The sequence below is a fragment of the Corynebacterium sp. MSK074 genome (genome assembly GCF_030229735.1).
In the GTDB taxonomy this organism is placed as follows: Bacteria; Actinomycetota; Actinomycetes; order Mycobacteriales; family Mycobacteriaceae; genus Corynebacterium.
Window position 1 is genome coordinate 211,904 of the sequence record NZ_JASPIX010000003.1, and the last position, 25,475, is coordinate 237,378.

Below are 25,475 nucleotides of genomic sequence, written 5' to 3' on the forward strand. Positions count from 1 at the left end.
TTATATCGCTTTAGTGGCTACCCACGTGTGCTTCTTCGCGCATGCGCTGAACCATGTGCGGGTAGTGCAGCTCGAACGCCGGGCGCTCGGAGCGGATACGCGGCAGCGACACGAAGTTGTGGCGCGGCGGCGGGCAGGAGGTTGCCCACTCGAGGGAGTTGCCGTAGCCCCATGGGTCATCCACGGTGACAATCTCGCCGTAGCGCCAGGACTTGAATACGTTCCACACCAGCGGGATAACGGAAGCGCCGAGGACGAAGGAGAAGATGGTGGAAATCTGGTTGAAGACCGTGAAGCCATCGGACTCCAGGTAGTCAGCGTAACGACGCGGCATACCCATGTTGCCTACCCAGTGCTGGACCAGGAAGGTGCCGTGGAAGCCGATGAAGGTCAGCCAGAAGTGAATCTTGCCCAGACGCTCATCCAGCATGCGGCCGGTCATCTTCGGGAACCAGAAGTACAGGCCAGCGAAGGCGGAGAACACAACCGTACCGAACAGGGTGTAGTGGAAGTGTGCAATCAAGAAGTAGGACTCAGCCAGGTGGAAGTCCAGTGCCGGGGATGCCAGCATAACGCCGGTCATACCGCCGAACAGGAAGGTTGCCATGAAGCCCATGGCGAAGATCATCGGGGTATCCCAGGTGATGTGGCCCTTCCACATGGTGCCGACCCAGTTGAAGAACTTGACGCCGGTTGGAACCGCAATCAGGAACGTCATGAAGGAGAAGAACGGCAGCAGGATAGCGCCGGTGACGAACATGTGGTGTGCCCACACAGCCATGGACAGGGAGCCGATGGCCAGCAGCGCGAAGACCAGGCCGATGTAGCCGAAGACCGGCTTGCGGGAGAAGACCGGAACGACCTCAGATACAACGCCGAAGAACGGCAGCGCGAGGACGTAAACCTCAGGGTGGCCGAAGAACCAGAACAGGTGCTGCCACAGGATGCCGCCACCATTAGCGGAATCGTAGATGTGGCCGCCCAGCTTGCGGTCATACAGAACACCCAGTGCCGCAGCGGTCAGCAGCGGGAAAATCATCAGCACGATGGCGGATGCGGTAAACACAGCCCAGCTGAAGACCGGCAGACGGAACATGGTCATGCCCGGCGCACGCAGGGTCAGGATGGTCGTGATCATGTTGATAGCGGAGGCAATGGTGCCGACACCGGTAGCACCCACGCCGACGATCCACATATCCGCACCAATGCCCGGGGTGTGGACACCATCAGCCAGCGGCATGTACATGGTCCAGCCGAAGTCAGCTGCACCACCTGGGGTAACGAAGCCCAGCAGCATCACGATGCCGCCCAGCAGGGTAACCCAGAAGCCGAAAGCGTTCAGACGCGGGAAGGCCACGTCCGGCGCGCCAATCTGCAGCGGCAGGATGTAGTTACCAAAGCCCCACACAACTGGGGTCGCAAACAGCAGCAGCATCACGGTGCCGTGCATGGTGAACAGCTGGTTGAACTGCTCATTAGACAAGAACTGGAGACCCGGGGTGAACAGCTCCGCGCGGATCAACAGTGCCATAAAGCCACCGAGGAAGAAGAAGCTGAAGGACATGATCAAGTACATGATGCCCAGCTGCTTGTGGTCGGTGGTGGTTAGAAATACCCAAGCCTTTGAACCGGTCTTCGCGTTACCGGTTGGCTCTGGACGTGTGGGGGCGACGTAATCGTCGACCCGTGGCGCCACAGCGGTCATAAAATCCTCCTGAATAACAAAGTGTCTGTGGACAGACTCCACCTACACCTAGGTTTACTCGCCTTATATTAGGCCATTTTCCCCTGTTCTTTCCAGCTTCCCCCAATACTCGGACGCGAGAACACGCCTCACCACTGACCACATCTGCCACATTGCCCCTGCACGTGGCGCGGCCACTATTTCCACCGACGGTTTTCGCCAAAGATGCAGAGTGCTATATGTCACAGCCGCGCCGAATTGTGCGGCCCCAAAACGCAAAAACACACCCCCGCTCGTTATCAACCTTTCGGTTGAGTTCGAGCAGAAGGTGTGCCGCTAGACCACGCTGATCAGCGGGAATGCTTAGAAGTCCCAGTCATCATCCGTGGTGTCCTCAGCCTTGCCAATGACATAGGAGGAACCCGAACCAGAGAAGAAGTCATGGTTCTCGTCGGCGTTCGGCGACAACGAGGACAAGATGGCCGGGGAAACGCGGGTCTCATCGGCTGGGAATAGCCCCTCGAAGCCCAAGTTATTCAGCGCCTTATTGGCGTTGTACCGCAGGAAGCGCTTGACGTCCTCGGTCCAGCCCAGATCATCGTAGAGATCCTCGGTGTAATCGATCTCATTGTCATAGAGGTCATAGACCAAGTCGAAGGTGTATTCCTTCAGCTCTGCTTGGTGCTCTTCATCTAGCTGCTTATACGCCTGCTGGAACTTGTAACCAATGTAGTAGCCATGCACAGCCTCATCGCGGATGATCAGGCGGATGATATCGGCGGTGTTGGTGAGCTTCGCGCGGGAGGAGAAGTACATCGGCAGGTAGAAGCCGGAGTAGAACAGGAAGGACTCCAGCAGCGTGGAGGCCACCTTCTTCTTCAGCGGATCATCACCCTTGTAGTAGGACAAGATGATCTTGGCCTTCTTCTGCAGGTTCTCGTTTTCTTCGGACCAGCGGAAGGCATCGTTGATCATTGGCGTGGACGCCAGGGTCATAAAGATATTGGAATAGGACTTGGCGTGCACGGATTCCATGAAGGCGATATTGGTGTAGACCGCTTCCTCATGCAGGGTCTGGGAATCCGGAAGGAGGGAAATCGCACCCACAGTGCCCTGGATGGTATCCAGCAGCGTCAGGCCGGTAAAGACCCGCATGGTGGTTTCCTTTTCCTTCTCCGTCAGCGTCTTCCAGCTGGGCAGGTCATTAGAGACAGGGACCTTTTCTGGCAGCCAGAAATTACCGGTGAGGCGATCCCATACCTCGAGGTCCTTTTCATCCGGGATGCTATTCCAGTTAATGGCTTTAACTGGCTTTTCATGACTAGAAACGTAGTCATCGTACTCGTGCGACACGCGGCGTCACTCCAATACTAAAAACGGACACTTTTAGCTCCCCAGCATACCCAATTCGCCCGGCCTCTTTGCCATTGTGGTGGATGCCTCATGCCTATACTGATCCCAGCTATACCGAGTGCCTGCACAGAGAGGATTCACCCACCATGAGCGCCACCCCTCCCCTACTCGGCTCCGTGGTGGATCAACTCGGCGCGGATATAGTAAGCGGAGACCTCGCGGAGGGCGAGCGGTTCCGGCTGGGGGACGTCGAAAAGCGCTTTGGCATCTCCCGCACCGTGGCCCGCGAAGCCATGCGCACCCTGGAGCACCTCGGCATGGTGAGCTCCGGGCGCCGCGTGGGCATCACGGTGCTGCCGATGGACAAGTGGGCTGTATATGACCCAGCGATCATTGGCTGGCGCCTAAACAACGATAAAACGCGCGGACAGCAAGTGGCCCGCCTCAATGAGCTGCGGCTTGGCATCGAGCCGGTGGCCGCCCGTTTGGCTGCCGGCAATGCCACCGCCCAGCAGCGGGCGGAATTGCTGCGCCTCGCCGCGCGATTGGCCGAGCTGGAATCCACTCCATCTCCGCGCGTGGGCGAAGAATTAGAAACCGATTTACGCTTCCACACCCTCATCCTGCGGGCCTCTGGAAATGAAATGCTGGCCGCGCTCGCCCCCTCCCTGGTGGCGATGCTCAAGGGCAAGTCCGTCTTCGGCTCCCGCAAGCGCGACCCCATCGGCGGCACCACACAGCTCCACAGGGAACTGGCCCGCGCCATTAATGCCGGGCTTGCCGACGCCGCCGAAGAGACCTCCCGCACCATTCTCGACTGCACCCGGGCAGAAAACGGCTAAACGCCTCGCTGCACGTCCTTCCCCGCGACGTGCAGCGAGGCGCCCTACCTGCGGTTTAGAGCATGCAGGATACGCAGCCCTCGACCTCGGTGCCCTCCAGCGCCATCTGGCGCAGGCGGATGTAATACAAGGTCTTAATACCCTTGCGCCATGCATAAATCTGCGCGCGGTTGACCTCGCGGGTGGTCGCGGTGTCCTTGAAGAAGAGCGTGAGCGATAGGCCTTGGTCCACATACTTGGTGGCTACGGCATAAGTATCAACGATCTTCTCGTAGCCAATCTCATAAGAGTCCTTGAAGTACTCCAGGTTGTCATTATCCATGTGCGGCGCCGGGTAGTAGACGCGACCGATCTTGCCTTCCTTGCGGATCTCAATCTTGGAGGCAATCGGGTGGATGGACGAGGTGGAGTTATTGATATAGGAAATCGAGCCTGTCGGCGGCACCGCCTGCAGGTTGCGGTTATACAGGCCGTACTTAGCCACCTCCTGCTTCAAGTCCTCCCAGTCCTGGGCGGACGGGGTGTGGATCGAAGAGGCGTCGAAAAGCTCCTGCACCTTCTTTGTCTTCGGCTTGAACTCTTCCGGATCGTAGCGGTCAAAGAACTCGCCGGAGGCATACTCGGACTGCGGGAATTCCGTGAAGTACTCGCCGCGCTCGCGGGCAATCTTATTGGAAGCGCGCAGCGCCGCATACAGCACGGCCGCGAAGTAGGCGTTGGTGAAGTCCAGGCCCTCTTCCGAGCCGTACTCGATATGCTCGCGGCCCAAGTAACCGTGCAGGTTCATCTGGCCCAAACCGATGGCATGGGACTCATCATTACCACGGCGCACGGACGGCACAGAATCAATGGAGGTCTTATCCGCCACGGCGGTAAGGCCGCGGATGGCGGTCTCCACCGTATTGGCAAAGTCCGGCGAATCCATGGTCATCGCGATATTCAGGGAACCCAAGTTGCAGGAAATATCGCTGCCCAGCTCCTCATAAGTCAGGTCCGCGTTGAACTCGGATGCGGAGTTGACCTGCAGGATTTCCGAGCACAGGTTAGACATATTGATCCACGAGGTCTTCACCGGGTTCGCACGGTTCACGGTGTCCTCGAACATGATGTACGGGTAACCGGACTCGAACTGCAGCTCTGCCACGGTCTGGAAGAAGTGGCGGGCGTTGATCTTCTTCTTGCGGATGCGTGGGTCTTCCACCATCTCCTCATAGTGCTCGGTGACGGAGATGTCACCGAAGGCCTTACCATAGACGCGCTCGACGTCATACGGCGAGAAGAGGTACATATCATCATTGCGCTTAGCCAGCTCAAAGGTGATGTCCGGCACGACGATGCCCAGCGAGAGGGTCTTAATGCGGATCTTTTCATCCGCATTCTCGCGCTTGGTATCCAGGAAGTTCATGATGTCCGGGTGGTGCGCATTGAGGTAGACCGCACCGGCACCCTGGCGGGCACCGAGCTGGTTGGCGTAGGAGAAGGAATCCTCCAGCAGCTTCATCACGGGGATGACGCCGGAAGACTGGTTCTCAATGTGCTTAATCGGTGCACCGGACTCGCGGATATTAGACAGCAGCAGGGCCACGCCGCCGCCGCGCTTGGAAAGCTGCAGCGCAGAGTTGATGGAGCGGCCGATGGACTCCATATTGTCCTCGATGCGCAGCAAGAAGCAGGAGACGAGCTCGCCACGCTGCGCCTTGCCAGCGTTGAGGAAAGTCGGGGTAGCCGGCTGGAAGCGGCCGGTCATAATCTCGTCTACGAGGTGCTCGGCCAAGCCTGCGTCGCCGTCTGCCAAGAACAGGGCGGTCATGGACACGCGGTCCTCAAAGCGCTCGAGGTAGCGGCGGCCATCAAAGGTTTTCAGCGTGTAGCTGGTGTAGTACTTATAGGCGCCCAGGAAGGACTTGAAGCGGAACTTATAGGAATAAGCGCGCTTGAATAGCTCCTTGATAAAGGAGAAATCATACTGCTCGATAACCTGCGGGTCGTAGTACTTGTTATTAATCAGGTAATCGATCTTTTCTTCCAGATCATGGAAGTAGACCGTGTTTTGATTAACGTGCTGCAGGAAGAATTGGTTAGCGGCCTCACGGTCTTTATCAAACTGAATCTTGCCGTTTGCATCGTAGAGATTCAGCATCGCGTTCAGAGCATGGTAGTCCAACTGCTCTTCTTGCTTTACTGGCTCGGCGACGGTCTTCCCCAATTGCGTACTCACAGCTGACAAGGCCTTTCTTAAAAATTAGGATCTTTATTTAAGTCGTAGTGGGCGCTAGGCCGCGGCCTCGAGCCCGAGCTCGGCGGCGTTAGCCAATAAGCCTTCACGACAAATTTTTATATCGTCTTCGTTTCCCAGCAACTCAAAACGATATACATAGGGCACTTTACATTTGGCGCTGATGACGTCACCAGCCTTGCCAAAGTCGGCGCCGAAGTTGCTATTGCCACCGGCGATTACCGCGCGAATGAAACTACGGTTGTGCTCATCGTTCAGGAACTTGATTACCTGCGTGGGCACGGGCCGGGAGTTCTGGTGGCTAATGGACGCACCCCCGCCGTAGGTGGGGCACACCAAAACATAGGGTTCGTTAACCTTAAGCGGCTCGTCCGTGCGGCGCAACGGGATGCGCGCGCTAGGAAAGCCCAGCTTCTGCACGAACCGGTGCGTATTTTCCGTCGCGGAGGAAAAATACACGACCAACATCGCTACTGGCCTCCCCTATTCTCTTAAGCAGAGGCCGCTACGGAAGCCAAGCCCTTGATACGGTCAGGGCGGAAACCAGACCAGTGCTCGCCATTAGCCTCAACCACTGGGGCCTGAACGTAGCCCAGTGCCATAACGTAATCGCGGGCCTCTTCATCGGCCGAGATATCGACGAGGTCATACTCAAGGCCGGCGCGGTCGAGAGCCTTCTTGGTGGCATTGCACTGGACGCATGCTGGCTTGGTGTAAACGGTGATAGACATATAGATCCTTAAAGCTCCTGCATTGAAAAATTCGTCAGAGCGGGGCGCGTTTTCCCGCCTATGCGGGCGCTTCCTGCGCCGCTCTGAGCAACATCAACGACACTATACTTTGGGGGAAATGCCCGCAACTAACACAATATGTAGTAGTTACAGCCGTGGTATTCCCAGGATGGCACACCCCCAGGCCCCACATGTTGTCCACACCTACAGACAGCCATGAAACTACACCAATGGGATTCCTGCAGGTTTACCTGGAGTACACCATTTTGTGTGGCAAAGTTCACATTTTAGGGCTGGCATGTCACCTTAAGAGCCGACTGTCGAAGGCTCGCCAGAGGCGCAGGTCGCCGGGTCCGGCCCCTCCCCTGGGGTACGCTTCAGTCCAAAAATGACCTGACTCAACACCGTCCGGTCGGTCGGCAGCTTGTCGTGACGAGGGGCCACGCCGCAGACTTCGCTTAGGTCGAGGTTGACCACATCGGCGCCGTCGGTAAGCGCCAGCTGCGAAGAGCTATTCGGAGTCACCGTCGTATCCCCCGGCGAGTAAATGGAGGTATAAAGCACGCCTGGCGCGGTATCTGGCAGCGCATTGAGCCGTTGCATGAACTCCGACCCCACTACTTGCTGAATGCCGGCCGTACTTGCCATAAACGCGGCGAGGTGCGGTGCGAAGGCAATGAATTTAGAAAGCGTCTCCCCCTGCCCGTTAAGCGTGGTGCCGTGGAAGTTGCCACCTAGCGCCACCGCATGGGACACATGACCCGCCCCATCATGCATCTGCGTATACGTCTTGATGTGCATACCGCCCTGGGAATGGCCCACCAAGTTCACCTTGTCCGAGCCAGTGACCTCGCGGACATAGTCCACCTGATCTGCAATTTCCGCGGCCGAATCATCCAGGTCCGCGATGGCTTTGACGCTTGGAATCATATTCTGCAAGGTGACATCATCGGCGCCGTAGTCAAAGGCCCACACGCACGCCCCCTGATCTTGCAGGAGGTGGACCAAGTTTCCCCACACGGAAGCATTATTCGAGGTTCCATGCAGCAGCACAACGGGCTCAGTGATGTCCCCTGAAGGCATACAGGACGGGTCATTGATGCCAAGGGACTCCGGTGCAGAGGATTCCCACTGTGGTTCTGCGGCATGAGCCACTGGGGCAGACAATCCGAGTGCGGCGGCAGTGAGCGCGGCAACGATTCGCTGGGACATTATTCTTCTTTCTCACGACATAAATAGGCAAAATAATTATATTCATATATTTGCCTTTATATTCACCGGGGCTGAAGAGAATATATCCTTTTGTGCCAGAGCTCACGCATGAAAAAATCCGCCCCACTCCGGAAAGCCGGAGGGAGCGGATGGAATCGCGTCTCAATTAGCCCTGACGAGCCTTGAAACGGGGATCCTTCTTGTTGATCACGAAGACCTTACCGTGGCGGCGAATAACCTGGGCGCCCGGCTTCTTCTTCAGCGACCGAAGGGACTTACGGACCTTCATCGGGCGCTCCTTTCGTTATGCGCAATCTACATGCGGTTGAATAAGTAAAGCACGGACTGGGAATCCCCAGCCATGACACGAGGAAAAATGTTACCTCACACGGCCGTCAATACCAAAACACTAAGGCTTCACGGGTGCGGACTCGCGCTCGTAGCGCGACTTCATCTCCTCGCCTACCTCATCCAGGCTACGTCCCATAGTCTCTGGAACCAAAACCTTGGTGTAGCCGATGGCGATGAGGCCGAAGACTCCGAAGACGATAAACGCCACCGGGCCGGTCAGCCACTCCACTAGCGGCAGGAAGTACTGCGCCACGGCCCAGTTGGTGGCCCATAGCGAGAGCCCCGCAATGCCCATGCCTAGGCCGCGTACCTGCAGTGGCACCAGCTCGGAAATGAGCAGCCACGTCGTAGGCGACACTGCCGCCTGCTGAAAGGCGATAAACAGCGCCATAAAGACCAAAGAAACCATCGCCATAGCGGTGGAATCCTGCGCATGGGAATAGGCAAAGGAGAGGATAAACAGCGAGACCACGTTGCCGGTCAGGCCGATCAACAACAATCGCTTTCGCCCAATGCGGTCCACGACCTTGAGCCCCACCCAACAGGCCAGCACGGATACCGTGCCGATAACGATGGAGGTATAAACCGAGTTGGCAGTGGATATCCCCACCTGGTTCATCATGGTCGGCGCGAAGTACACAATGGCGTTGACGCCGGTAATCTGCTGCGTCAAGCCCATCAGCATGGCAAGCAGCACCGTAATCTGCATCCACCGATTGGCCTTCAGCGCCTTCCATTCGGATCCGCTGGATTTTCGCGCGGTCTCCTGCGAGGTCAGCTCCGAGATATCCATCCCGGCGCGCCCGGCAATCTCTTGGGCGCGGGGCATGCGCCCGTTGGTTGCCAGCCATACCGGCGTCTCTGGCAGGAAAGCCATTCCGAGAGCTAACGCTAGGCCCGGCACGGCGGCTAGGCCCAGCATCCACTCCCAGCTACCGGTGGAGGCCAGCGCGGAGTTGACCAGGTAGGCCATCAACTGGCCTACCACAATCGCGAGGGTATTGAGCGAGACCATGCGCCCGCGCACCTTGGCGGGCACGATCTCCGCGATGTACATGGGAGACACGATTGACACTGCACCCACGGCAAAGCCCAAAAAGGTGCGCGCCGTTGCCAGCATTCCCACCGAGCCGGAAAGCGCACACCAGATAGAACCCAGCACGAAAATGATGCCGCCTGCAATCAGCGTGAAGCGGCGTCCATATCTATCGGCGATGCGCCCGGCTGTCAGCGCCCCTACTGCAGCACCCACGAGCAGCATCGAGGTCACCCAACCCTCTTGGTGGGCACTCATGTCGAATGCGGGACTAATAAAAAGCAAGGCACCGGACATCACGCCGGTGTCGTATCCAAATAACAGCCCGCCCAGGGCCGCTATTCCAGCTACTACCTTGACATAAACTTCCTTATTCACAGCACAATATTGTGTCAGGCGGCTACCATGAACGTCATGTCGAATGATGCCGAAAAACTGCAGCAAACCATCATAAAGACCCTGGGTGTGCGTCCCTTTATCGATCCAGAAGCCGAAGTGCAGCGCCGCGTGGATTTCCTGGTTGATTACCTGCGCACCACCGGCGCTAAAGGCTACGTGCTGGGTATTTCCGGCGGCCAGGATTCCACCTTGGCGGGAAAGCTCGCGCAGATGGCGGTGGACCGCGTCGACGGCGCGGAGTTTTGGGCTGTGCGCCTGCCCTACGGCGTGCAGGCCGATGAGGACGATGCCCAGATTGCTCTGGATTTCATCCAGCCCGATCACCGCCCCACCGTCGATATCAAGCCGGCTACCTTGGCCCTCGACGAACAGGTGGCAGATGCGCTGCAGCTTGCCGACGTCACCGATTTCAACCGCGGCAATACCAAAGCGCGCCTGCGCATGACCGCCCAATACGCCATCGCCGGTGAGGTCGGCGCGCTAGTCATCGGCACCGACCACGCGGCGGAAAACGTCACCGCCTTCTTTACCAAGTGGGGCGATGGCGCGGCGGATCTCCTCCCCTTGGCCGGCCTCAATAAGCGCCAAGGCGCCGCCCTCCTAGAGCACCTTGGTGCCCCGCGCTCTACCTGGGAGAAGGTCCCCACCGCGGACTTGGAGGACGATAAGCCCCAGCTTCCCGACGAAGAAGCCCTCGGCGTCACCTACGCCCACATCGATGACTACCTGGAGGGCAAAGCGGTTCCCGACGCCGCCCGCGAACGCATCGAAACCTTATGGCACCGCGGCGCTCACAAGCGCATCATGCCGCAGGGGCCGAACCTTTAGCCCAGTGCCTCCAAGGTAGCGGCCGCAGCGTGCTCCAGCGGCCGGTTATAGCTGGCGCCGTGCGTCAGCGCATGCACTGCCAACGGATGCAGCTGGTGCATGGGAATCCATTTTTCGATGTCTTTAGGCGCACCATATCCCCGGAAAATCTCCTCAAGGTACGGTGCCCCGAAAAGCGCCAACATCCCCAAATCCGTATGCGGGTGCCCACCATGGGCGGCGGGGTCAATCATGATGCCGCCATCCGCTCCAAAAAGCAGGTTGCCCGCCCATAGATCGCCGTGGATGCGCGCCGGCGCCACATCCCAACTGCGCGCGGCGATGGCATCGCAGGCACGCCTTACCAAGTCCAACTGCGCTGCACTAATCCCCGCTAGTTCCGCGAAGGGCAGCACTCGCTGTTCAACATAGAACTCGCCCCAATTATCCGTCGGGATGCAGTCTTGCTCGATACTGCCGATGAAGTTCTTGCCTTCCCACCCGGTAGGAGGCGCGCCAAACGCTTCGGCTCCCCCACGGTGCATGCGCGCCAGCTCCGCACCAAATGTCCGCGCCGCCTCCGGCGTAGGCATGACCTCGTCCACGCGCTCGGTAACGATTTCTAGCCCGTCGGCGCTCACGACGTTGACCACCGCGTCGGTGGCCTCCCCGAGCCACCGCAATCCAGCCGCCTCGGCACCTGCTTGATCCGTGTCGCGTACTCGCTTTGAAAAAGTCAGCATGCCGCCCAGCCTAATCAGGCAAGGAAACTTCTAAAGCGCCGCATGCTCGCGCGTGGGCAGAGCCATCATAAAGAGCAACGCGATTCCACCGAACACGGGAATGAACCCTATCAGGCATAGCAGCCCTGTCCGCCCGGAATCGTGCAGCCGCCGGCACATCAAGGAAACGACTGGAATCACAAGTACCGCCTCTGCAATAGTCTCAATATCCACGCCGAAGTGCCGATCGATAATGCCGATTGCCACAGAAATCAGCACGAGGAAACCGAAAACCCACCAAAACTCACTCATGGACGCTCGGCCACGGAAGTTGAAGTACTTTACAAAGAACCTGCCTACCGCCTGTACAGGTGACGCCCCATAGATCGCTTCGCGTGTAAAGAACCCTGTGGATTCATCAGTCATTCTGCGCGCGAGCCCCTTCGATGTTGTCTGCATATACTCGGCTGCGCACCATGCTACCCACTTCCTATAAAGGAGGAGCAATGTACTCGGACGTCATCATCATCGGCGGTGGCTTTGCCGGCACCGCAGCCGCCATCACCTTGGCCCGCGCTAACCGAAATATTCAGTTAATCGATTCCGGCGCTCCCCGCAATCGCTTCAGCGAACATGCCCATGGCATCCTTGGCCTCGATGGCGCGGCTCCCGCCGAATTGCTTCAGCGCGGTCACGCGGAGGTCAAGAAGTTCGGAGGAACCATTACCCAGGGATCGGTGGAGAAACTCACCCGTGTTTCCGAGCGCGGGCCTTGGCAGGTAGAACTTGCCGGCGGCGAGGTCCTCGAGTCCCGCCACGTTCTCGTCGCTACGGGACTCACGGACAGGCTCCCTGCCGTCCCCGGCCTCAGCGATTTGTGGGGCACCAGGGTCTTTCACTGCCCGTACTGCCATGGCTACGAAGTCACCGGGAAGAAGGTTGCGCTCATCGGCGGCGCGAATCCGCCTTTTACCATCCGCATCAGCAAACTGCTGTCCAAGTGGACGAGCACACTGACCTTCTACCCCAACGGCCTTGAGCTCACCGAGCTTGATCGCACCCAACTCGCCGGATTGGGCGTAAAAGTAGTCGATGCAGAGGCGACACAGGTTCAAGCAGATGAAGCGACTCCAACCGGTGTAAAGGTGCACAGTTCTGCTGGAGAAGACACCTACGAAGCGTGCTTTACTGGGCCCGATTTTCTGCCCAATGACGCACTGCTGCGGGATGCCGGCTGCGAATCAACAGATGGCTGGATCAGCGTAGAGCGTGGCCAGACCTCGGTACCGCGCCTGTGGGCGGCGGGCAATGTGGTCAGCGCCCCAGACCAGGTCTCGCAAGCGATGGGCAGCGGCGCGGCCGTCGGCATCGCCATCGATCAGTGCATGCTCGATGAGGATCTCGGGGAGCTCTAGCCTCGCAATAAGAAAAGGAGAGGAACTAATGTTCCTCTCCTTTATATTGTGGAGCTAACGGGATTCGAACCCGTGACCCCCACACTGCCAGTGTGGTGCGCTACCAGCTGCGCCATAGCCCCTCAAACGAGGTGCAACCCTGTGGGCTGCGACTCGCTTAAATATACATGGAGGGTATTTAACTCTCCAAATCGCCTGCTACTTGGTGACGATCTCTACCCAGTCACCCAGGTTCTTGCCGGCCTTTTGATCCTTTTCTGATGGAACATCCTTGCCATCCTTGACGATTCGCGGCGAAGATACGGTGCCGGTTTCCTTATCCAGCTTGTCGTAGTTGGTCTTCGCCATTTTATTGCCCTGCTTGACGTCTACATCCTTGATGGAATCAACGACATCATCGTCCGCGCCAAACTCCTTGGCGGCGTCAGCAATATCCTTGATGTCCCACGAAGTAGCCACCTTTTGCTGGTTCTGCAGCATGTAGTCACGCAGGTTCCAGTAGGTCTTGATATCACCAGACTTGGCCAGCTCGGACATAGCGGCTGCCGCCTTAGTGGAGTAGCCCTCCTGGTTTTCAATGTCCTTGCCATCCAAGAAGTTGAGGGTACGCACGTGGACGATCAGCTTGCCGTCTTCGATGGCCTTCTGCATGTCACCGTCGGTGGCCTGAGCCAGTTCGGCACAGTGCGGGCAGGAGTAGTCTTCGTAGAGATCCACCTCAGGGGTGCCCTTCTTGGCGCTTTCAGACTTAAGGGTAATAGCACCGTCGTTGTACTCCATGGACATATTTACGTCCTTGGCGTCAAGGGCATCGACAGAATCCGTGGACGACTGCTTGCCATTCCACACGATGTAGCCGATAACTACGGCAATGATAACGAGGAGTACTCCGACTCCCCAGATAAAACCGTTGCCACCCTTGGCGTTCGGGTCAGTTACTTTGCTCATTTGAACCTTGCCTTTGCAATTCTTCGGACTCGATCAGCCTACCTTGCCCAACTACTAGGGGTGAAGGGCAAACTTGGTGAAGGGGCGCTTGATGGTCCATAGGGTCAGGAATAGATATGCGGCGTCGCGCAGCAGCGTCTTCGCATAATCCATTCCTCGGTCAGGATTTTGGGCGTCATAGCCAAAGCAGCCGCAGTCAATATCCAGTCCACGGGCCCAAGCTTGAGCGATGCCCACCATAAAGAGCAGCAACACGACGGTGGCCACGATGGAGGACTTTCGCAAAAACAGCCCGAGCAGCAAGAGCACGCCACCAATAACCTCCAGTGGGCCAATGACCGTTGCGAGGTAAAGAGCCCAATCAGGCGTAAAAATGTCATAGCCTTTAATGGCCTGGGTCATGTCTAGGGTCTTGCCAAGCTTATGCACGCCGGCGTCAATCCACACCCAGGCCATGCCAAAGCGGGCGATGAAGCTGATGACATCAAGCATCAGCTTCCCATTAATCTTGCTACTCACGAGGATGAGTTTAGCGTTAACCCTTTAAAACATTGGCAACAACTGCCTGTGCTTCTGCTTGCACCTGTCTGAGATGTTCCTCACCCAAGAAAGATTCGGCATAGATTTTGTACTTATCTTCAGTGCCGGAAGGACGAGCGGCGAACCAGGCATTTTCCGTCGCTACCTTCAAACCGCCAATCGCCGCCCCGTTGCCGGGTGCCTCCGTCAGCTTGGCCACAATGTCCTCGCCTGCTAGCTCCGTGGCGGAAACTTTTTCAGGAGACAGCTTCTTGAGGATGGCCTTCTGCTCGCGGTTAGCGGGGGCGTCGGTGCGGGCATAGGCTGGGGCGCCGAATTTCTCCGCCAGTTCTGCGTAGCGCTGGGACGGAGTCTTGCCGGTGACGGCGGTAATCTCCGCGGCGAGTAGATCCATAATGATGCCGTCCTTATCGGTGGACCACACGGAGCCATCGAAGCGCAGGAAAGACGCCCCGGCAGACTCCTCGCCACCGAAACCAATGGTGCCTTCGAGCAACCCCGGTACAAACCACTTAAAGCCGACGGGCACCTCCACCAATTCGCGGTCTAGGCTTTTCACCACGCGATCGATCATGGAGGAAGACACCAGGGTCTTTCCCACACCAGCACTCCCCCACTGCGGGCGGTGACTAAAGAGGTACTCGATAGCCACGGCGAGGTAGTGATTGGGGTTCATGAGTCCGGCATCGGGAGTGACAATGCCATGGCGGTCCGCGTCGGCGTCGTTGCCGGTGGCAAGGTCGAACTTAGAGCGGGCGTCAATAAGCGAGGCCATAGCATCCGGCGAGGAGCAATCCATGCGGATCTTTCCATCCGTATCCAAGGTCATAAAGCGGAAAGTGGAATCCACCTCCGGATTCACCACGGTCATGTTGAGCTCGTAATGGTCAGCGATGGCCTGCCAATAATCCACGGAAGCGCCACCCATGGGATCGGCGCCGATGAGCAGGCCGGATTCTTTAATGGCCTGCATATCCACCACGTTCTTCAGGTCAGCCACGTAGTTGTGCACGTAGTCGTGCTTCACGCAGCGCTCGTCCAGCACGCCCGCGACAGACGTCCGCTTCACACCCTCCAGCCCAGCGCGCAGGTACTCGTTCGCGCGGCCCGCAATCCAATCCGTGGCCTGAGCGTCGGCCGGGCCACCGGTAGGCGGGTTGTACTTGAAGCCGCCATCGCGGGGAGGATTATGGGACGGGGTAATCACGATGCCATCGGCGCCAGGGTGGGTCAGGATGGCATGGGAGACCGCTGGGGTCGGCGTGTAGCGGCCGCGCTCGTCGACGCGAACCTCCACCCCATTGGCCAGCAGCACCTCAAGGGCGGAGACCATGGCAGGCTCGGACAGCGCGTGGGTATCGCGGCCGATGAAAATCGCCCCAGCAACGCCTTGTTCCGCGCGGTAATCCACAATGGCTTGGGTAATCGCTAGGATATGAGCCTCATTAAAGGCTCGATCCAGCGCGGAGCCGCGGTGGCCTGAGGTACCGAAGGACACCTGCTGATCCGGGTTATCGGCGTCCGGGGTACGGGTGTAGTAGGCGGTGACCAATTCTGCGATATCAATAAGATCCGCGGGCTGTGCCAGCGTGCCGGCGCGCTCGTGGGCCATGGCGTACTCCTTGAAGGGTTGGGGTGGTATGCCATCCCAGCTTGCCTGCTCTCCCGTAGTTGCGCAGGACGAATATTCCCCCGGCTGGGGGTATGGGCAAATTTACTCCATTTCTATAGTTCGCTAGATTTACAGAATGGACTCGCTTAATTCCATCCTCTCCGCCATCAGCACCGTGGTGTGGGGACCGTTCATCCTCATTCCCCTCCTGTTGGGCACCGGCCTGTGGCTGACCATTCGTTTGGGCGGACTCCAGTTTCGCGCACTCGGCCGCGCACTGCGCCACGTCTTCGCCAGCGACTCCGGCGACGACTCCACTGAGGGTGATATTTCCAATTATCAGGCGCTGACCACCGCCCTTGCCGCCACCGTGGGAGTGGGAAATATCGTGGGCGTGGCCACCGCGTTGTCCATCGGCGGCCCTGGCGCACTGGTATGGATCTGGATTACCGGCCTCGTGGGCATGGCGTCCAAGTACACCGAGGCCTACCTGGGCGTGCGTTTTCGCACCACGGATTCCAAGGGCGAGATGTCCGGCGGGCCACAGCAATACCTGAAGCGTGGCATCCCCGGACCACTCGGATCGGTACTCGCAGTATTCTTTGCCATCTTTGCAATTTGCGCCTCCTTTGGCATCGGCAACCTCGCCCAAGCCAATGCTGTGGCCACCAATATGGAATCGACCTTCGGTATCGCCCCGGCGGCCACCGGTGCGATTCTCTTCGTCTTGGTGGGCTCCGTACTCCTTGGCGGAATCCAGGCCATCGGGCGCATTACCGCCGCCTTCGTCCCGTTGATGATCATCGTCTACGTCCTGGGCGGGCTCTATGTAATCTTCTCGCATGCCGCGGAGATTCCCGCCGCCTTTGCTATGATCTTCAGCGATGCCTTTACCGGCACCGCCGCTGGTGGCGGGTTCGTGGGCTCCACCATCATGATGGCCATTCAATACGGTGTTGCCCGCGGCATCTTCTCCAATGAGTCCGGCATGGGCTCCGCCGCCATCGCCGCCGCGGCTGCCAAGACCCCGCACCCAGCGCGCCAGGGGTTGGTATCGATGACGCAAACCTTCATTGACACCATCATCGTGGTAACCATCACTGGCTTGGTCATTGTTGTGGGCGGTACCTGGGATATGGGCCGCGACGAGGCCGGAATCATGACGGCCGAGGCCTTTTCTCGCGTGCTTCCTGGCGACTGGGGCGGCACCATCGTTTCGCTCTCCATTATTTTCTTCGCCTTTTCCACCATCATGGCCTGGGCGTATTACGGCGAACGTTCCCTGGAGTCCCTCTGCGGCCGCAAGGCCTCTATCCCCTACCGCATGTTCTTTGCCTGCCTACTCTTTGTCGGCTCCGTCTCGGAGCTCGAGCTCGCTTGGACCTTCTCTGATCTGGCTAACGGTCTCATCGCCATCCCGAACCTCATTGGCTTGCTCCTCCTCTCCGGCCTTGTGGCCCGCGAGACCAAGGCCTACCTAGCCTTCGACCCCAAGCTTAATAAGCCAGTGGATGAGGTGCGCGCGTTCGTAGAGTCCCAAGGGATGAACTGGAAGTAACATAGGCCGCATGCCTCAATTCCTCGTCGTGGGTGCTGGCGCTGCGCTCGGTGCGGCTGCCAGATACTTGCTTTCCGTAGCGCTCGGCGGCGGCATGATCCCGCTGCTCATCATTAATATTCTCGGCAGCGCGCTCATGGGCTACTTCCGCCCCGGCCCTTTTTGGGGCACCGGCGTGCTCGGCGGTTTCACTAGCTTTGCCACCTTCGCTTTCCTGACTTCCGAGGCCCATTGGACCATCGCTTTAGTCTATGCCCTAGCCACCATTATCGGCTGCGTGGGCGGCTACCTGGCAGGTGACAAGCTGCGATGAATCTTATCTGGGTCCTTCTCGGCGGCTTCGTTGGTGGCAGCCTGCGCTATGGCTTTACTCGGCTTGTGCCCGCCCCCTACTGCACTTTCGTGGCGAATATTTTGGGCTCCCTAGCCCTTGGCCTGGCCTATGGTTTCGCCCAGCTTGCCGACGCCCCCCTTATCCACCCCTTCCTCGCCCTCGGCCTAGCCGGCGGCCTGTCCACCTGGTCCACATTGGCGAAGGAACTGGGAGAAATGATCAAACGCAAGGAGTGGTGGCGGCTTAGCAAATATCTCTTCTGGACCATCGGCCTCGGCATCGTTTTAGCCTGGCGCGGCACCATCTGGGCGGCACGCATTTATCACGGCATTTGAGGGGCAAACTCCCAGCTAACTAGCAGTTACTTTTGTCCTGCACAGGCCTAATGTTTTCCGGGTGAGTTTCCTTTTGAATCTGCCTTTGGCGGATCCCATCAACGGCGTGATTTTCTACGCCATCCTCGCGATTGCAGGAATCATCATTCTCCTTCAACGCAAGGTGTGGCCGCTGATCATCGCGGCCCTACTGTGCGTCATCGCTTGGTACTTTCTCCAGCACTGGCAAGTTCCGTGGTATATCTTCCTCGCAGCTTTCGTCCCCGTGGCGGCGTTTCTCCGCAAGCCCAAAACTGTCACGATTGCAGCCGGAGTCTTCTCCCTCCTCGCCACCGTTGGCATCATCAACATGGAGTACCAAACCTACCCAGATATTGCCTCCCTGGACCCACGCCCCGTAGCAAAAGAGATGAGCTACGAGGAGTTTTCCCACACCAATTCCGGTGCAGCGATCGTCCACGTCGATCTTCCGGGCACCACCTCCCATTTCTCCGCTCGCCAAGCTACGGCGTATATCCCGCCTGCATACTGGACGGACCACACCCTGCCTGTCATCGTCCTCCTGCACGGCAACCCAGGTGGCCCAGAGCAATGGTTCGGTTCGGGTGAAGCGGCCGAAACCGCAGACCAATTCCAGGCGGCGAATGGAGGGCGCAGCCCTATCGTCGTTGCCGTGGACGCCACCGGCTCTGAAACAGCCAATCCCATCTGCGCCGATAGCACCCAGGCCAAGGTCATGACCTACCTCAGCCAAGACGTGCCGCAAGTTATCAAGCAGAAGTTCAAGGTCAACCCGGATCAGCGCACTTGGACCGTCGGCGGCCTAAGCTACGGCGGCACCTGTTCTCTGCAGATCGCTACCAACCGCCCCGAAGCCTATGGCTCTATCATCGACATCTCCGGCGAGGCCGAGCCCACCATTGGCAACCACGCGGCCACGGTGAAGAAATTCTTCGCTGGCGACGAGTCAGCCTTCAATGACCAGGACCCCGCACACTTGCTCGCCCACAAGCACTACTCCGCCCAGGCTATCTTCATCGCTGGCGATAAGGACGCTGCTTCCGTCAACGCCCTGCGCTCGCTTTCCGACGCCGCCCGCAACGCCGGCATGAAAACCTACTTCGGCACCCGCCCCGGCGGCCACTCCTTCCAGGTGTGGCGCCCAGCCCTGCGCGAATCTTTCGCTTGGGCCGCCCGTCGCGGTGGCATGACCGCGATTAAGGATCCCTTCGACGGAATTGGAGCCAACGATGTCCGTTCTTAAAACCATCCTGACCAGGTTTCCTGTTTCCCTGGCCGTCTTAGTCATCATGTGGGCGCTCCACCTAGTGGACTTCCCCACCTCTCACTGGTTGGCGCTGACTACCGCGCACCCTGGCGGCGCTATCATCTTGTCGGTCCTTATCCTGTTGTGGCTCGTTCCCGCAGAATGGCGCTTGGGCTCCCTGCGCACATTGGCGGTGGGAATTACCTCTCAGCTCATTACTGTGCCCCTATCCATCGTCCTTGCCCGCGGAATCGAGACCGCAGGGCTGAACCGGTGGGGCAATGATCTCCTTAGCGATACCTTCCTCACCCCAATCGGTTTTATCGCCGGTGCTGCCGGCTTTGCTTCCGCCCTACTACCCCGCCTGTGGCGCCGCCGGCTACGCATCTCGCTTATCGTGCTTACCGCTACCTTTGTGCTCTATTCCGGCACCATGTCCGATGTCCTCGGCATCGTTGCCGCCGCACTTTCCATTACGGCGGGCCAACTTCTCTTTAAGCCCGAACCCGCACCGCCTTCCATCAGAGAGCGCCGAGTGCTCCTCGCAGTTGGCGTCGCCTGCGTGGCCATCGGCCCTGCGTTCGTAGCCCTCGATCCAATAGCAGAAGGCCCGTTCTCCCAAATCACGCAGCTCCTGTGGGCTCCTCACCTCTCCGCCTTGAAGGCGACCCAAGCCTGCGCGGATTCGGTCACTTCTGCCAGCTGCACCGCGGCAGTCGACCTCGCCCGCGCCCAAGGCATCGGCGCCGTGGTAGCCAATATCATGCCGATTATCATCCAGCTAGTGGTGTGCTTTGGCCTTACCCGCGGCCGCGTGCTCGCGTGGTGGATGGCGGTTATTACCCAGGTACTTGCCATTACCCTGTTGACCTACCAGCTTTGGGATGACGCCCGCCTGAGCTATCTCCTGCCCAACCTCGTGCTCGTCCTCTTGCCCTGGCTACTGACACTGTTCATGCTGCTAATTAATCGATCGCTGTTTCGCACCCACGAAAACCACGCATTTCTCAGCCGCACGGTCGCCTTTGCCGGACTCGCCGGCGTCTTTGGCGCGGGCCTGTGGATCCTCACCGCCTCGTTGCACAACACCGTACCCCCGGCGAACCTCGCGGCGATCCTTGCAGAAACCCCACTGCGTTTCGTCCCGGCCGTAGTCGCACTCATCCTCCCCCACCACGTCGCGCCGGCCACGATGATTTCTTGGTTCGTCTACGAATGGGTGGGAAACGTCTTCTGGATCGTCGTGGCTGTTCGTCTCTACCTTGGCTTTTCACGGCCCGTAGACCCTGCACAAGAATCTGACCGCGACTCGGCTCGTCGCTTACTCGAGTCCGGTACCGGCGATCACCTTTCTTTTATGACCCTGTGGAGATCCAACCACTACTTCTTCCACGATGATTCCTACGTGGCCTACCGCGTCTCCAATGGCATCGCCCTCACACTGGGTGCTCCCGTCGGCCACGATATCAGCGCGGAGTTCGAGGACTTCGCCGCTGAGCAAGGCTGGACGGTGGCGTGGTATTCCGTCAATACCCAATTCGCCGATGCACACCCGCAGCTAAAGCGCCTCCAAGTCGCAGAAGAAGCCGTACTCAGCTGCGAATCCGTAGAGTTCAAGGGAAAGAAATTCCAAAACGTGCGCACCGCACGAAACAAAGCAGAAAAGGAAGGCATCACGACACGGTGGACCACCTGGAAGGAGCTAGATATTGCCTCCATCGCCCGCGTCACCGCTTTAAGCGAGGACTGGGTCTCTGACAAAGCCCTCCCCGAAATGAGCTTTACCCTCGGCGGTCTTGAGGAAATGATGGTGGACGGCACTCGGCTCCTGCTGGCTGAGTCCGCCGACGGCACTCTACACGGTGTCACCAGCTGGATGCCGGTATACGAAAATGGTGCCATTGTCGGCTACGTTCTCGACGTCATGCGCCGCAATGAGCACGGCTTCAAAGGCGTCATCGAGCTCCTCATCTCAGAAGCGATGCTCATCGCTCATGACGAAGGCCTCGGCTGGATCTCCCTTTCCGGCGCCCCATTGGCGGGACAACCAGACGAACCTAATTGGCTCGACGTCGCCCTCAACCGCATCGGTGAGGAAGTCGAACCGCTCTATGGATTCCGCACCCTAGCGGCCAGCAAGCGCAAATTCCAACCCGAGGAGCACCCGTGGTACCTCTGTTACCACGATGAACTGAAACTTCCTTCCATCGCATTGGCCACCATGCATGCCTACCTGCCGGATATGAAAACAAAGGATGCGGTATCGGCAGTCAGGGCTTGGATGGCCGCGTAAATACAGGAAGGTCTCCCTTCTTTGTGCCAAGAAGGGAGACCTTGGGCGTTTTAGGCTAGTCCGCGATTGCCTCCAATGGCGGCGTCTTTGCCGCACGGTTCGACGGCCAGACGGCCGCGATAATGCCGACGATGGCCGAGCCCACCAGCATGATGAGCACCATCGCCCACGGAATCTGCGCGGAATCCAGTCCCTCATCACCGAGGATCTTGATAAAGGACCAGCCCAAGCCAAGGCCGATGAGGATGCCCATTACCGCGCCGAAGAGCGCAATCTGCACCGACTCGAGAGTGATCATCGTGCGGATCTGGCGACGCTGCGTACCCACGGCACGCAACATACCGATCTCCTGGCGTCGCTCAATAACACCCAGGGTCAAGGTATTGACAATACCCAGAACGGCAATAATCACCGCTAGGGCGAGTAGGCCATACAGGATGGAAAGCATCTGGTCGATGAATCCGGCGGCTTGGCCCGCATACTCCTCGCCAGAATTAACCTGAACCACGACCAAATCCTTGACCGAGTCCTCTAGGTTGTGGCGCAGTTCTTCCTTGTCATAGCCTTCCTGGCCCAGGACGCCCACCATTTGGACGGTGAAGGACTTCTTCGGTGCGACCTTTTCCGCCACATCCTGCGAAAGCACCATATTCTGGACCACATCGGTGGGCTTAAAGGTACCGACCAGCTTCGCCTCGGCCTTCTTGTCCTTTTCCGCAGAAGTAACTTTATAGGTCTCTCCTACCTTCCAGCCGTGTTCCTTGGCAAAGTCCTCGGTAGCAATGAAGCCCTTCTCCAAGTTGGCATCGCCCTCAACCATGTCGAGCGCAATCATCGACGACGGATCTCCATCCGCAGTCATCGTTTGTTGGAATTGTGGACCATAATCCATCGATGCCTGACCATCGACGGCTACCGGAGCCATACCGACGGTAATCACCTTATCGACGCCCTCGGCCTCCGCCGCGCGTTTACCCGTGTCCTTCGGCGTCGGGAACTCACCGGAGCTAGGACCGGAAAGCAGGTAATCAGAAGTAATATTCTGCTCGACGGTATCGGCCACGGAGGACTTCATAGTTGCGCCCAGCATGCCAATAGCGGTCACTAGGGCCACGCCCAAGGTCAGCGCAAATGCGGTGGCTGCTGTACGGCGCGGATTGCGACGCGAGTTCGTAGCCGCCAATGAACCGATGGCGCCAAACGGTGCACCGATTACCTTGCCCACCGTGGGAACCAGAGGTAGCGACAGGGCCGGGCCGGCTAAGAAGAATCCCACGATGACACCGAATGCGCCGACGCCGACGAGGATGGCGCGGACGCTGGTTTCGCCGTCGGAAAGCACGCCTGCCAACGCCGCAACAATGCCCACCAGCAAGATAATGGCACCGAAAATCGTGCGTACCTTCAGGGAAGTTCCGGAAGCTGATTCGGTAGTGCGCATTGCCTCCACCGGCTGCACGCGGCCCGCGCGCCGTGCCGGTGCCCATGCGGATACAACCGTCACGATGGTGCCCAAAATAATTGGAACTACGATGGCCGAAACGCTCAGGCCCAAGCCGCCATCGAGCGGCATTCCCTGCGCGCTCATGACTGCCTTAATGATTGCGACCAAACCCATACCGGCAACCACGCCCACAATGGACCCCAGAACACCAACAATGGCAGACTCCACCACCACCGAGTTTGTGATCTGGCGACGGGAAGCACCCAGTGCACGCAAGAGAGCGAACTCCTTGGTGCGCTGCGCGACAATCATCGAGAAAGTATTCGCAATGATGAAGGTGCCCACCAGCAGCGCAATCAGGCCGAACGCGATGAGGAAGTAATTGATGAACTTCAAGGCAGAGGACATCATCTCCGAGGTCTCCTCAGCCAGGCGCTCACCCGACTCCGCCTTGACTTCATACTTCTCGTTCAGGTGATCCACCAAGGCATTCGCATCCACTCCATCGGCTGCAGAAACCTTGAGCTGGCTCGGATCACCGTAGCGCTCCAGGTAATCCTTTTCAGCCATGCTCAGTACGATGCTCTCGCCCTGGTCTACCGCAGGCTCCGAGATGCCAGAAACCGTAACCGTATCCTGCTCATCGGGGTGAACCACAGTCAGCTTCTGACCCACGGAAATGTCGTACTTGTCGGCCGCGGAAGAGTTGACGAGGACCTCGTCCTTACCGCTAGGCTCCTCGCCCTCCTTCAACTCATCGGCGCCACCAACGACCTTGTCTTCTGGGTAGAACGGAACAACACTGGCCGTGCCGCCCTGGGTTTGATAGGCCTCCGAGTTCTCATCGGCCACGACAACGGTCTCCGAATCCGCGATATTGATGTTCTTAACATCCTTATCGTCAGCCAGCTTCTGACGCAGCTTGTCATCCAGTTTCGCGCCATTGTCGTCCTTTTGGCTCACCACTGCATCCACGCCGCGGAACTGATTATCCACGGCGGAGTCAAACGTAGACTTCAGCGAATTGGTGAACATAAACGAGCCGGCAATAAACGCAGTGCCCAAAACCACCGCGAGAATCGTCAGCCCAAGGCGCAACTTATGCGCCACAATATTACGCAGAGATACTCTGCGCATTGCGTTTCCGCGTGCCATTTAGCCCTCAATCTCCGCCATTACCTGGTGAATGGCCTCCATCGTCGGATTGTGCAACTCATTCACAAGCTTGCCGTCAGCAAGGAAAACCACCCGGTCCGCATACGAGGCGGCCTTGGCATCGTGCGTCACGATGACCACTGTTTGGTTGTCCTTATCCACCGCGGTTCGCAAAATGTCGAGCACCTCGGCCGAAGAATTCGAATCCAGGTTGCCCGTTGGCTCATCGCCGAAAATGATTTCCGGCCGAGAAACCAATGCACGAGCACAGGCCACGCGCTGCTGCTGTCCACCAGACAATTCAGCTGGGCGGTGTTCCAGGCGCTCCGCTAGGCCAAGGCGGCTAGTGACCTCCTCAAACCACTGCTTATCGACGCCCTTGCCGGCGATGTCCGTCGGCAAGGTAATGTTTTCCGCCGCAGTCAGCGTGGGCACAAGGTTAAAGGACTGGAAGATAAAGCCCAAACGGTCGCGACGCAGGGCCGTAATGTCTTTATCGTTAAGCGCAGACATATCGGTATCACCGATGAACGCCGAGCCAGACGTCGCTGAATCGAGGCCAGCCATGGTGTGCATCAGCGTCGACTTACCGGAACCCGATGGGCCCATGATCGCCGTGAATTCATTCTTCCCGAATTCAATGGATACATGATCAAGAGCGACGACAGCTGTGTCATCGCTTCCATATTGCTTAAACAAGTCAACGGCGCGAGCCGCAGCATCAGTCATGAGACAAATTCTCCTTGTAAATGGGAAATTACCTATTTAAGTCTAGCCACCATGGTCTCCGGCCAACATCATCCCTGAGGAGGAAAACGGCATGCGAAAGTCCGGCACGACCGTTCTCCTGGATCACACACCGCGGGCTCGGGCCTACTTCCTAGCCCTCCTTTCGCTGTGTTCGTTGTTGTTGGTGTGTGAGGTATTGGGCCCAGGTGTGGTTCCAGTGGGTGTGGTGTGTGGCTAGTGGTCCGGTGGGGTGGTCTAGTTGGTAGGTGCCGTCGCGGTGTAGCCAGGCGATGGTTCCGGTAATGGGGTCGAGGATGTAGTGGACTCTGCGGTCGGTTTTGATGTTGTGGTGGTGTTGGCAGAGGTTGACTAAATTATCTGGGCTGGTTGGCCCGTGAGGTTACCCTCGTTTAGTGGACACCCTATTTGTACGGATCTTGTGTCCGTAGGAGAGGATGTTCATTGTGAGTCA

23 protein-coding genes and 1 tRNA gene are annotated in these 25,475 nt (G+C 58.3%); 8 read left to right on the top strand and 16 right to left on the bottom strand.

Annotated features, from left to right (window positions below):
- Positions 1 to 10: 10 nt before the first annotated feature.
- Together ctaD and nrdF are read right to left on the bottom strand one after the other, a co-directional pair.
- Positions 11 to 1,705 (bottom strand): aa3-type cytochrome oxidase subunit I, encoded by a 1,695-nt coding sequence (gene ctaD / locus QP965_RS04850; protein ID WP_284767069.1) that lies wholly within the window; start codon positions 1,703 to 1,705, stop codon positions 11 to 13.
- Positions 1,706 to 2,047: 342 nt separating this feature from the next.
- The gene (gene nrdF, locus QP965_RS04855; RefSeq protein WP_005323941.1) at positions 2,048 to 3,037 is read right to left on the bottom strand and encodes a class 1b ribonucleoside-diphosphate reductase subunit beta; all 990 of its coding nucleotides are present in this window, start codon (positions 3,035 to 3,037) and stop codon (positions 2,048 to 2,050) included.
- Positions 3,038 to 3,183: 146 nt separating this feature from the next.
- Between nrdF and QP965_RS04860 the strand changes: the two genes are divergently transcribed.
- Complete coding sequence (locus QP965_RS04860; RefSeq protein ID WP_284844162.1) at positions 3,184 to 3,879, top strand: FadR/GntR family transcriptional regulator; 696 nt, start codon at positions 3,184 to 3,186, stop codon at positions 3,877 to 3,879.
- Positions 3,880 to 3,934: 55 nt separating this feature from the next.
- Here QP965_RS04860 and nrdE read toward each other — a convergent pair whose 3' ends face one another.
- From nrdE to QP965_RS04890, 6 genes are all read right to left on the bottom strand, one after another.
- Positions 3,935 to 6,097, bottom strand: a complete 2,163-nt coding sequence (nrdE, locus tag QP965_RS04865; protein ID WP_284844161.1) for a class 1b ribonucleoside-diphosphate reductase subunit alpha — start codon at positions 6,095 to 6,097, stop codon at positions 3,935 to 3,937.
- Positions 6,098 to 6,151: 54 nt separating this feature from the next.
- Positions 6,152 to 6,583 (bottom strand): class Ib ribonucleoside-diphosphate reductase assembly flavoprotein NrdI, encoded by a 432-nt coding sequence (gene nrdI, locus QP965_RS04870; protein WP_204611071.1) that lies wholly within the window; start codon positions 6,581 to 6,583, stop codon positions 6,152 to 6,154.
- Between the two features lie 23 nt (positions 6,584 to 6,606).
- Positions 6,607 to 6,846: a glutaredoxin-like protein NrdH gene (nrdH, locus tag QP965_RS04875; protein WP_204611069.1), complete on the bottom strand. Its 240-nt coding sequence runs from the start codon at positions 6,844 to 6,846 to the stop codon at positions 6,607 to 6,609.
- Positions 6,847 to 7,152: 306 nt separating this feature from the next.
- Positions 7,153 to 8,058, bottom strand: coding sequence for an esterase/lipase family protein (locus tag QP965_RS04880; protein WP_284844160.1), 906 nt, complete (start codon positions 8,056 to 8,058; stop codon positions 7,153 to 7,155).
- A 166-nt stretch (positions 8,059 to 8,224) separates the two neighbouring features.
- A complete protein-coding gene (gene ykgO / locus QP965_RS04885) occupies positions 8,225 to 8,347 on the bottom strand; it encodes a type B 50S ribosomal protein L36 (RefSeq protein ID WP_003847162.1) in 123 nt (40 codons plus the stop codon).
- Positions 8,348 to 8,467: 120 nt separating this feature from the next.
- The gene (locus QP965_RS04890; protein ID WP_005327336.1) at positions 8,468 to 9,823 is read right to left on the bottom strand and encodes a sugar porter family MFS transporter; all 1,356 of its coding nucleotides are present in this window, start codon (positions 9,821 to 9,823) and stop codon (positions 8,468 to 8,470) included.
- A gap of 27 nt (positions 9,824 to 9,850) precedes the next feature.
- Between QP965_RS04890 and nadE the strand changes: the two genes are divergently transcribed.
- Positions 9,851 to 10,672 (top strand): NAD(+) synthase, encoded by an 822-nt coding sequence (gene nadE / locus QP965_RS04895; RefSeq protein WP_284844159.1) that lies wholly within the window; start codon positions 9,851 to 9,853, stop codon positions 10,670 to 10,672.
- Here nadE and QP965_RS04900 read toward each other — a convergent pair.
- Together QP965_RS04900 and QP965_RS04905 are read right to left on the bottom strand one after the other, a co-directional pair.
- Positions 10,669 to 11,394 carry a fructosamine kinase family protein gene (locus tag QP965_RS04900; RefSeq protein ID WP_284844158.1) on the bottom strand — a complete coding sequence of 242 codons (726 nt, stop codon included), beginning with the start codon at positions 11,392 to 11,394 and terminating at the stop codon, positions 10,669 to 10,671. The two genes, nadE and QP965_RS04900, sit on opposite strands and share 4 nt — an antisense overlap.
- Before the next feature lie 30 nt (positions 11,395 to 11,424).
- Complete coding sequence (locus QP965_RS04905; protein WP_284844157.1) at positions 11,425 to 11,799, bottom strand: DUF805 domain-containing protein; 375 nt, start codon at positions 11,797 to 11,799, stop codon at positions 11,425 to 11,427.
- Positions 11,800 to 11,879: 80 nt separating this feature from the next.
- Between QP965_RS04905 and QP965_RS04910 the strand changes: the two genes are divergently transcribed.
- A complete protein-coding gene (locus tag QP965_RS04910) occupies positions 11,880 to 12,788 on the top strand; it encodes an NAD(P)/FAD-dependent oxidoreductase (protein ID WP_284844156.1) in 909 nt (302 codons plus the stop codon).
- A 49-nt stretch (positions 12,789 to 12,837) separates the two neighbouring features.
- On the opposite strand, the gene QP965_RS04915 is transcribed toward QP965_RS04910, so the two are convergent.
- From QP965_RS04915 to pgm, 4 genes are all read right to left on the bottom strand, one after another.
- Positions 12,838 to 12,910, bottom strand: a tRNA-Ala gene (locus tag QP965_RS04915).
- Between the two features lie 76 nt (positions 12,911 to 12,986).
- Positions 12,987 to 13,736 carry a DsbA family protein gene (locus QP965_RS04920; protein ID WP_284791488.1) on the bottom strand — a complete coding sequence of 250 codons (750 nt, stop codon included), beginning with the start codon at positions 13,734 to 13,736 and terminating at the stop codon, positions 12,987 to 12,989.
- 54 nt (positions 13,737 to 13,790) lie between these two features.
- Entirely contained in the window at positions 13,791 to 14,228 is a 438-nt protein-coding gene (locus tag QP965_RS04925) for a MauE/DoxX family redox-associated membrane protein (protein WP_284844284.1), read from the bottom strand.
- Positions 14,229 to 14,271: 43 nt separating this feature from the next.
- Positions 14,272 to 15,888, bottom strand: a complete 1,617-nt coding sequence (gene pgm, locus QP965_RS04930) for a phosphoglucomutase (alpha-D-glucose-1,6-bisphosphate-dependent) (RefSeq protein ID WP_284844155.1) — start codon at positions 15,886 to 15,888, stop codon at positions 14,272 to 14,274.
- Positions 15,889 to 16,024: 136 nt separating this feature from the next.
- Here pgm and QP965_RS04935 point away from each other — a divergent pair, with 136 nt between their 5' ends.
- From QP965_RS04935 to QP965_RS04955, 5 genes are all read left to right on the top strand, one after another.
- Positions 16,025 to 17,446 carry an alanine/glycine:cation symporter family protein gene (locus QP965_RS04935; RefSeq protein ID WP_284844154.1) on the top strand — a complete coding sequence of 474 codons (1,422 nt, stop codon included), beginning with the start codon at positions 16,025 to 16,027 and terminating at the stop codon, positions 17,444 to 17,446.
- 10 nt (positions 17,447 to 17,456) lie between these two features.
- Positions 17,457 to 17,759: a fluoride efflux transporter family protein gene (locus QP965_RS04940; RefSeq protein ID WP_269953659.1), complete on the top strand. Its 303-nt coding sequence runs from the start codon at positions 17,457 to 17,459 to the stop codon at positions 17,757 to 17,759.
- Positions 17,756 to 18,115, top strand: coding sequence for a FluC/FEX family fluoride channel (locus tag QP965_RS04945; RefSeq protein WP_239274294.1), 360 nt, complete (start codon positions 17,756 to 17,758; stop codon positions 18,113 to 18,115). The genes QP965_RS04940 and QP965_RS04945 overlap by 4 nt, the downstream gene beginning before the upstream one ends.
- Before the next feature lie 61 nt (positions 18,116 to 18,176).
- A complete protein-coding gene (locus QP965_RS04950) occupies positions 18,177 to 19,379 on the top strand; it encodes an alpha/beta hydrolase (RefSeq protein WP_239278428.1) in 1,203 nt (400 codons plus the stop codon).
- Positions 19,366 to 21,675: a bifunctional lysylphosphatidylglycerol flippase/synthetase MprF gene (locus QP965_RS04955; RefSeq protein WP_284844153.1), complete on the top strand. Its 2,310-nt coding sequence runs from the start codon at positions 19,366 to 19,368 to the stop codon at positions 21,673 to 21,675. The genes QP965_RS04950 and QP965_RS04955 overlap by 14 nt, the downstream gene beginning before the upstream one ends.
- Positions 21,676 to 21,730: 55 nt before the next feature.
- On the opposite strand, the gene QP965_RS04960 is transcribed toward QP965_RS04955, so the two are convergent.
- Together QP965_RS04960 and QP965_RS04965 are read right to left on the bottom strand one after the other, a co-directional pair.
- A complete protein-coding gene (locus tag QP965_RS04960; RefSeq protein ID WP_284844152.1) occupies positions 21,731 to 24,274 on the bottom strand; it encodes an ABC transporter permease in 2,544 nt (847 codons plus the stop codon).
- The gene (locus QP965_RS04965; RefSeq protein WP_284768771.1) at positions 24,275 to 25,003 is read right to left on the bottom strand and encodes an ABC transporter ATP-binding protein; all 729 of its coding nucleotides are present in this window, start codon (positions 25,001 to 25,003) and stop codon (positions 24,275 to 24,277) included. It lies immediately after the preceding gene.
- Between the last annotated feature and the right edge of the window lie 472 nt (positions 25,004 to 25,475).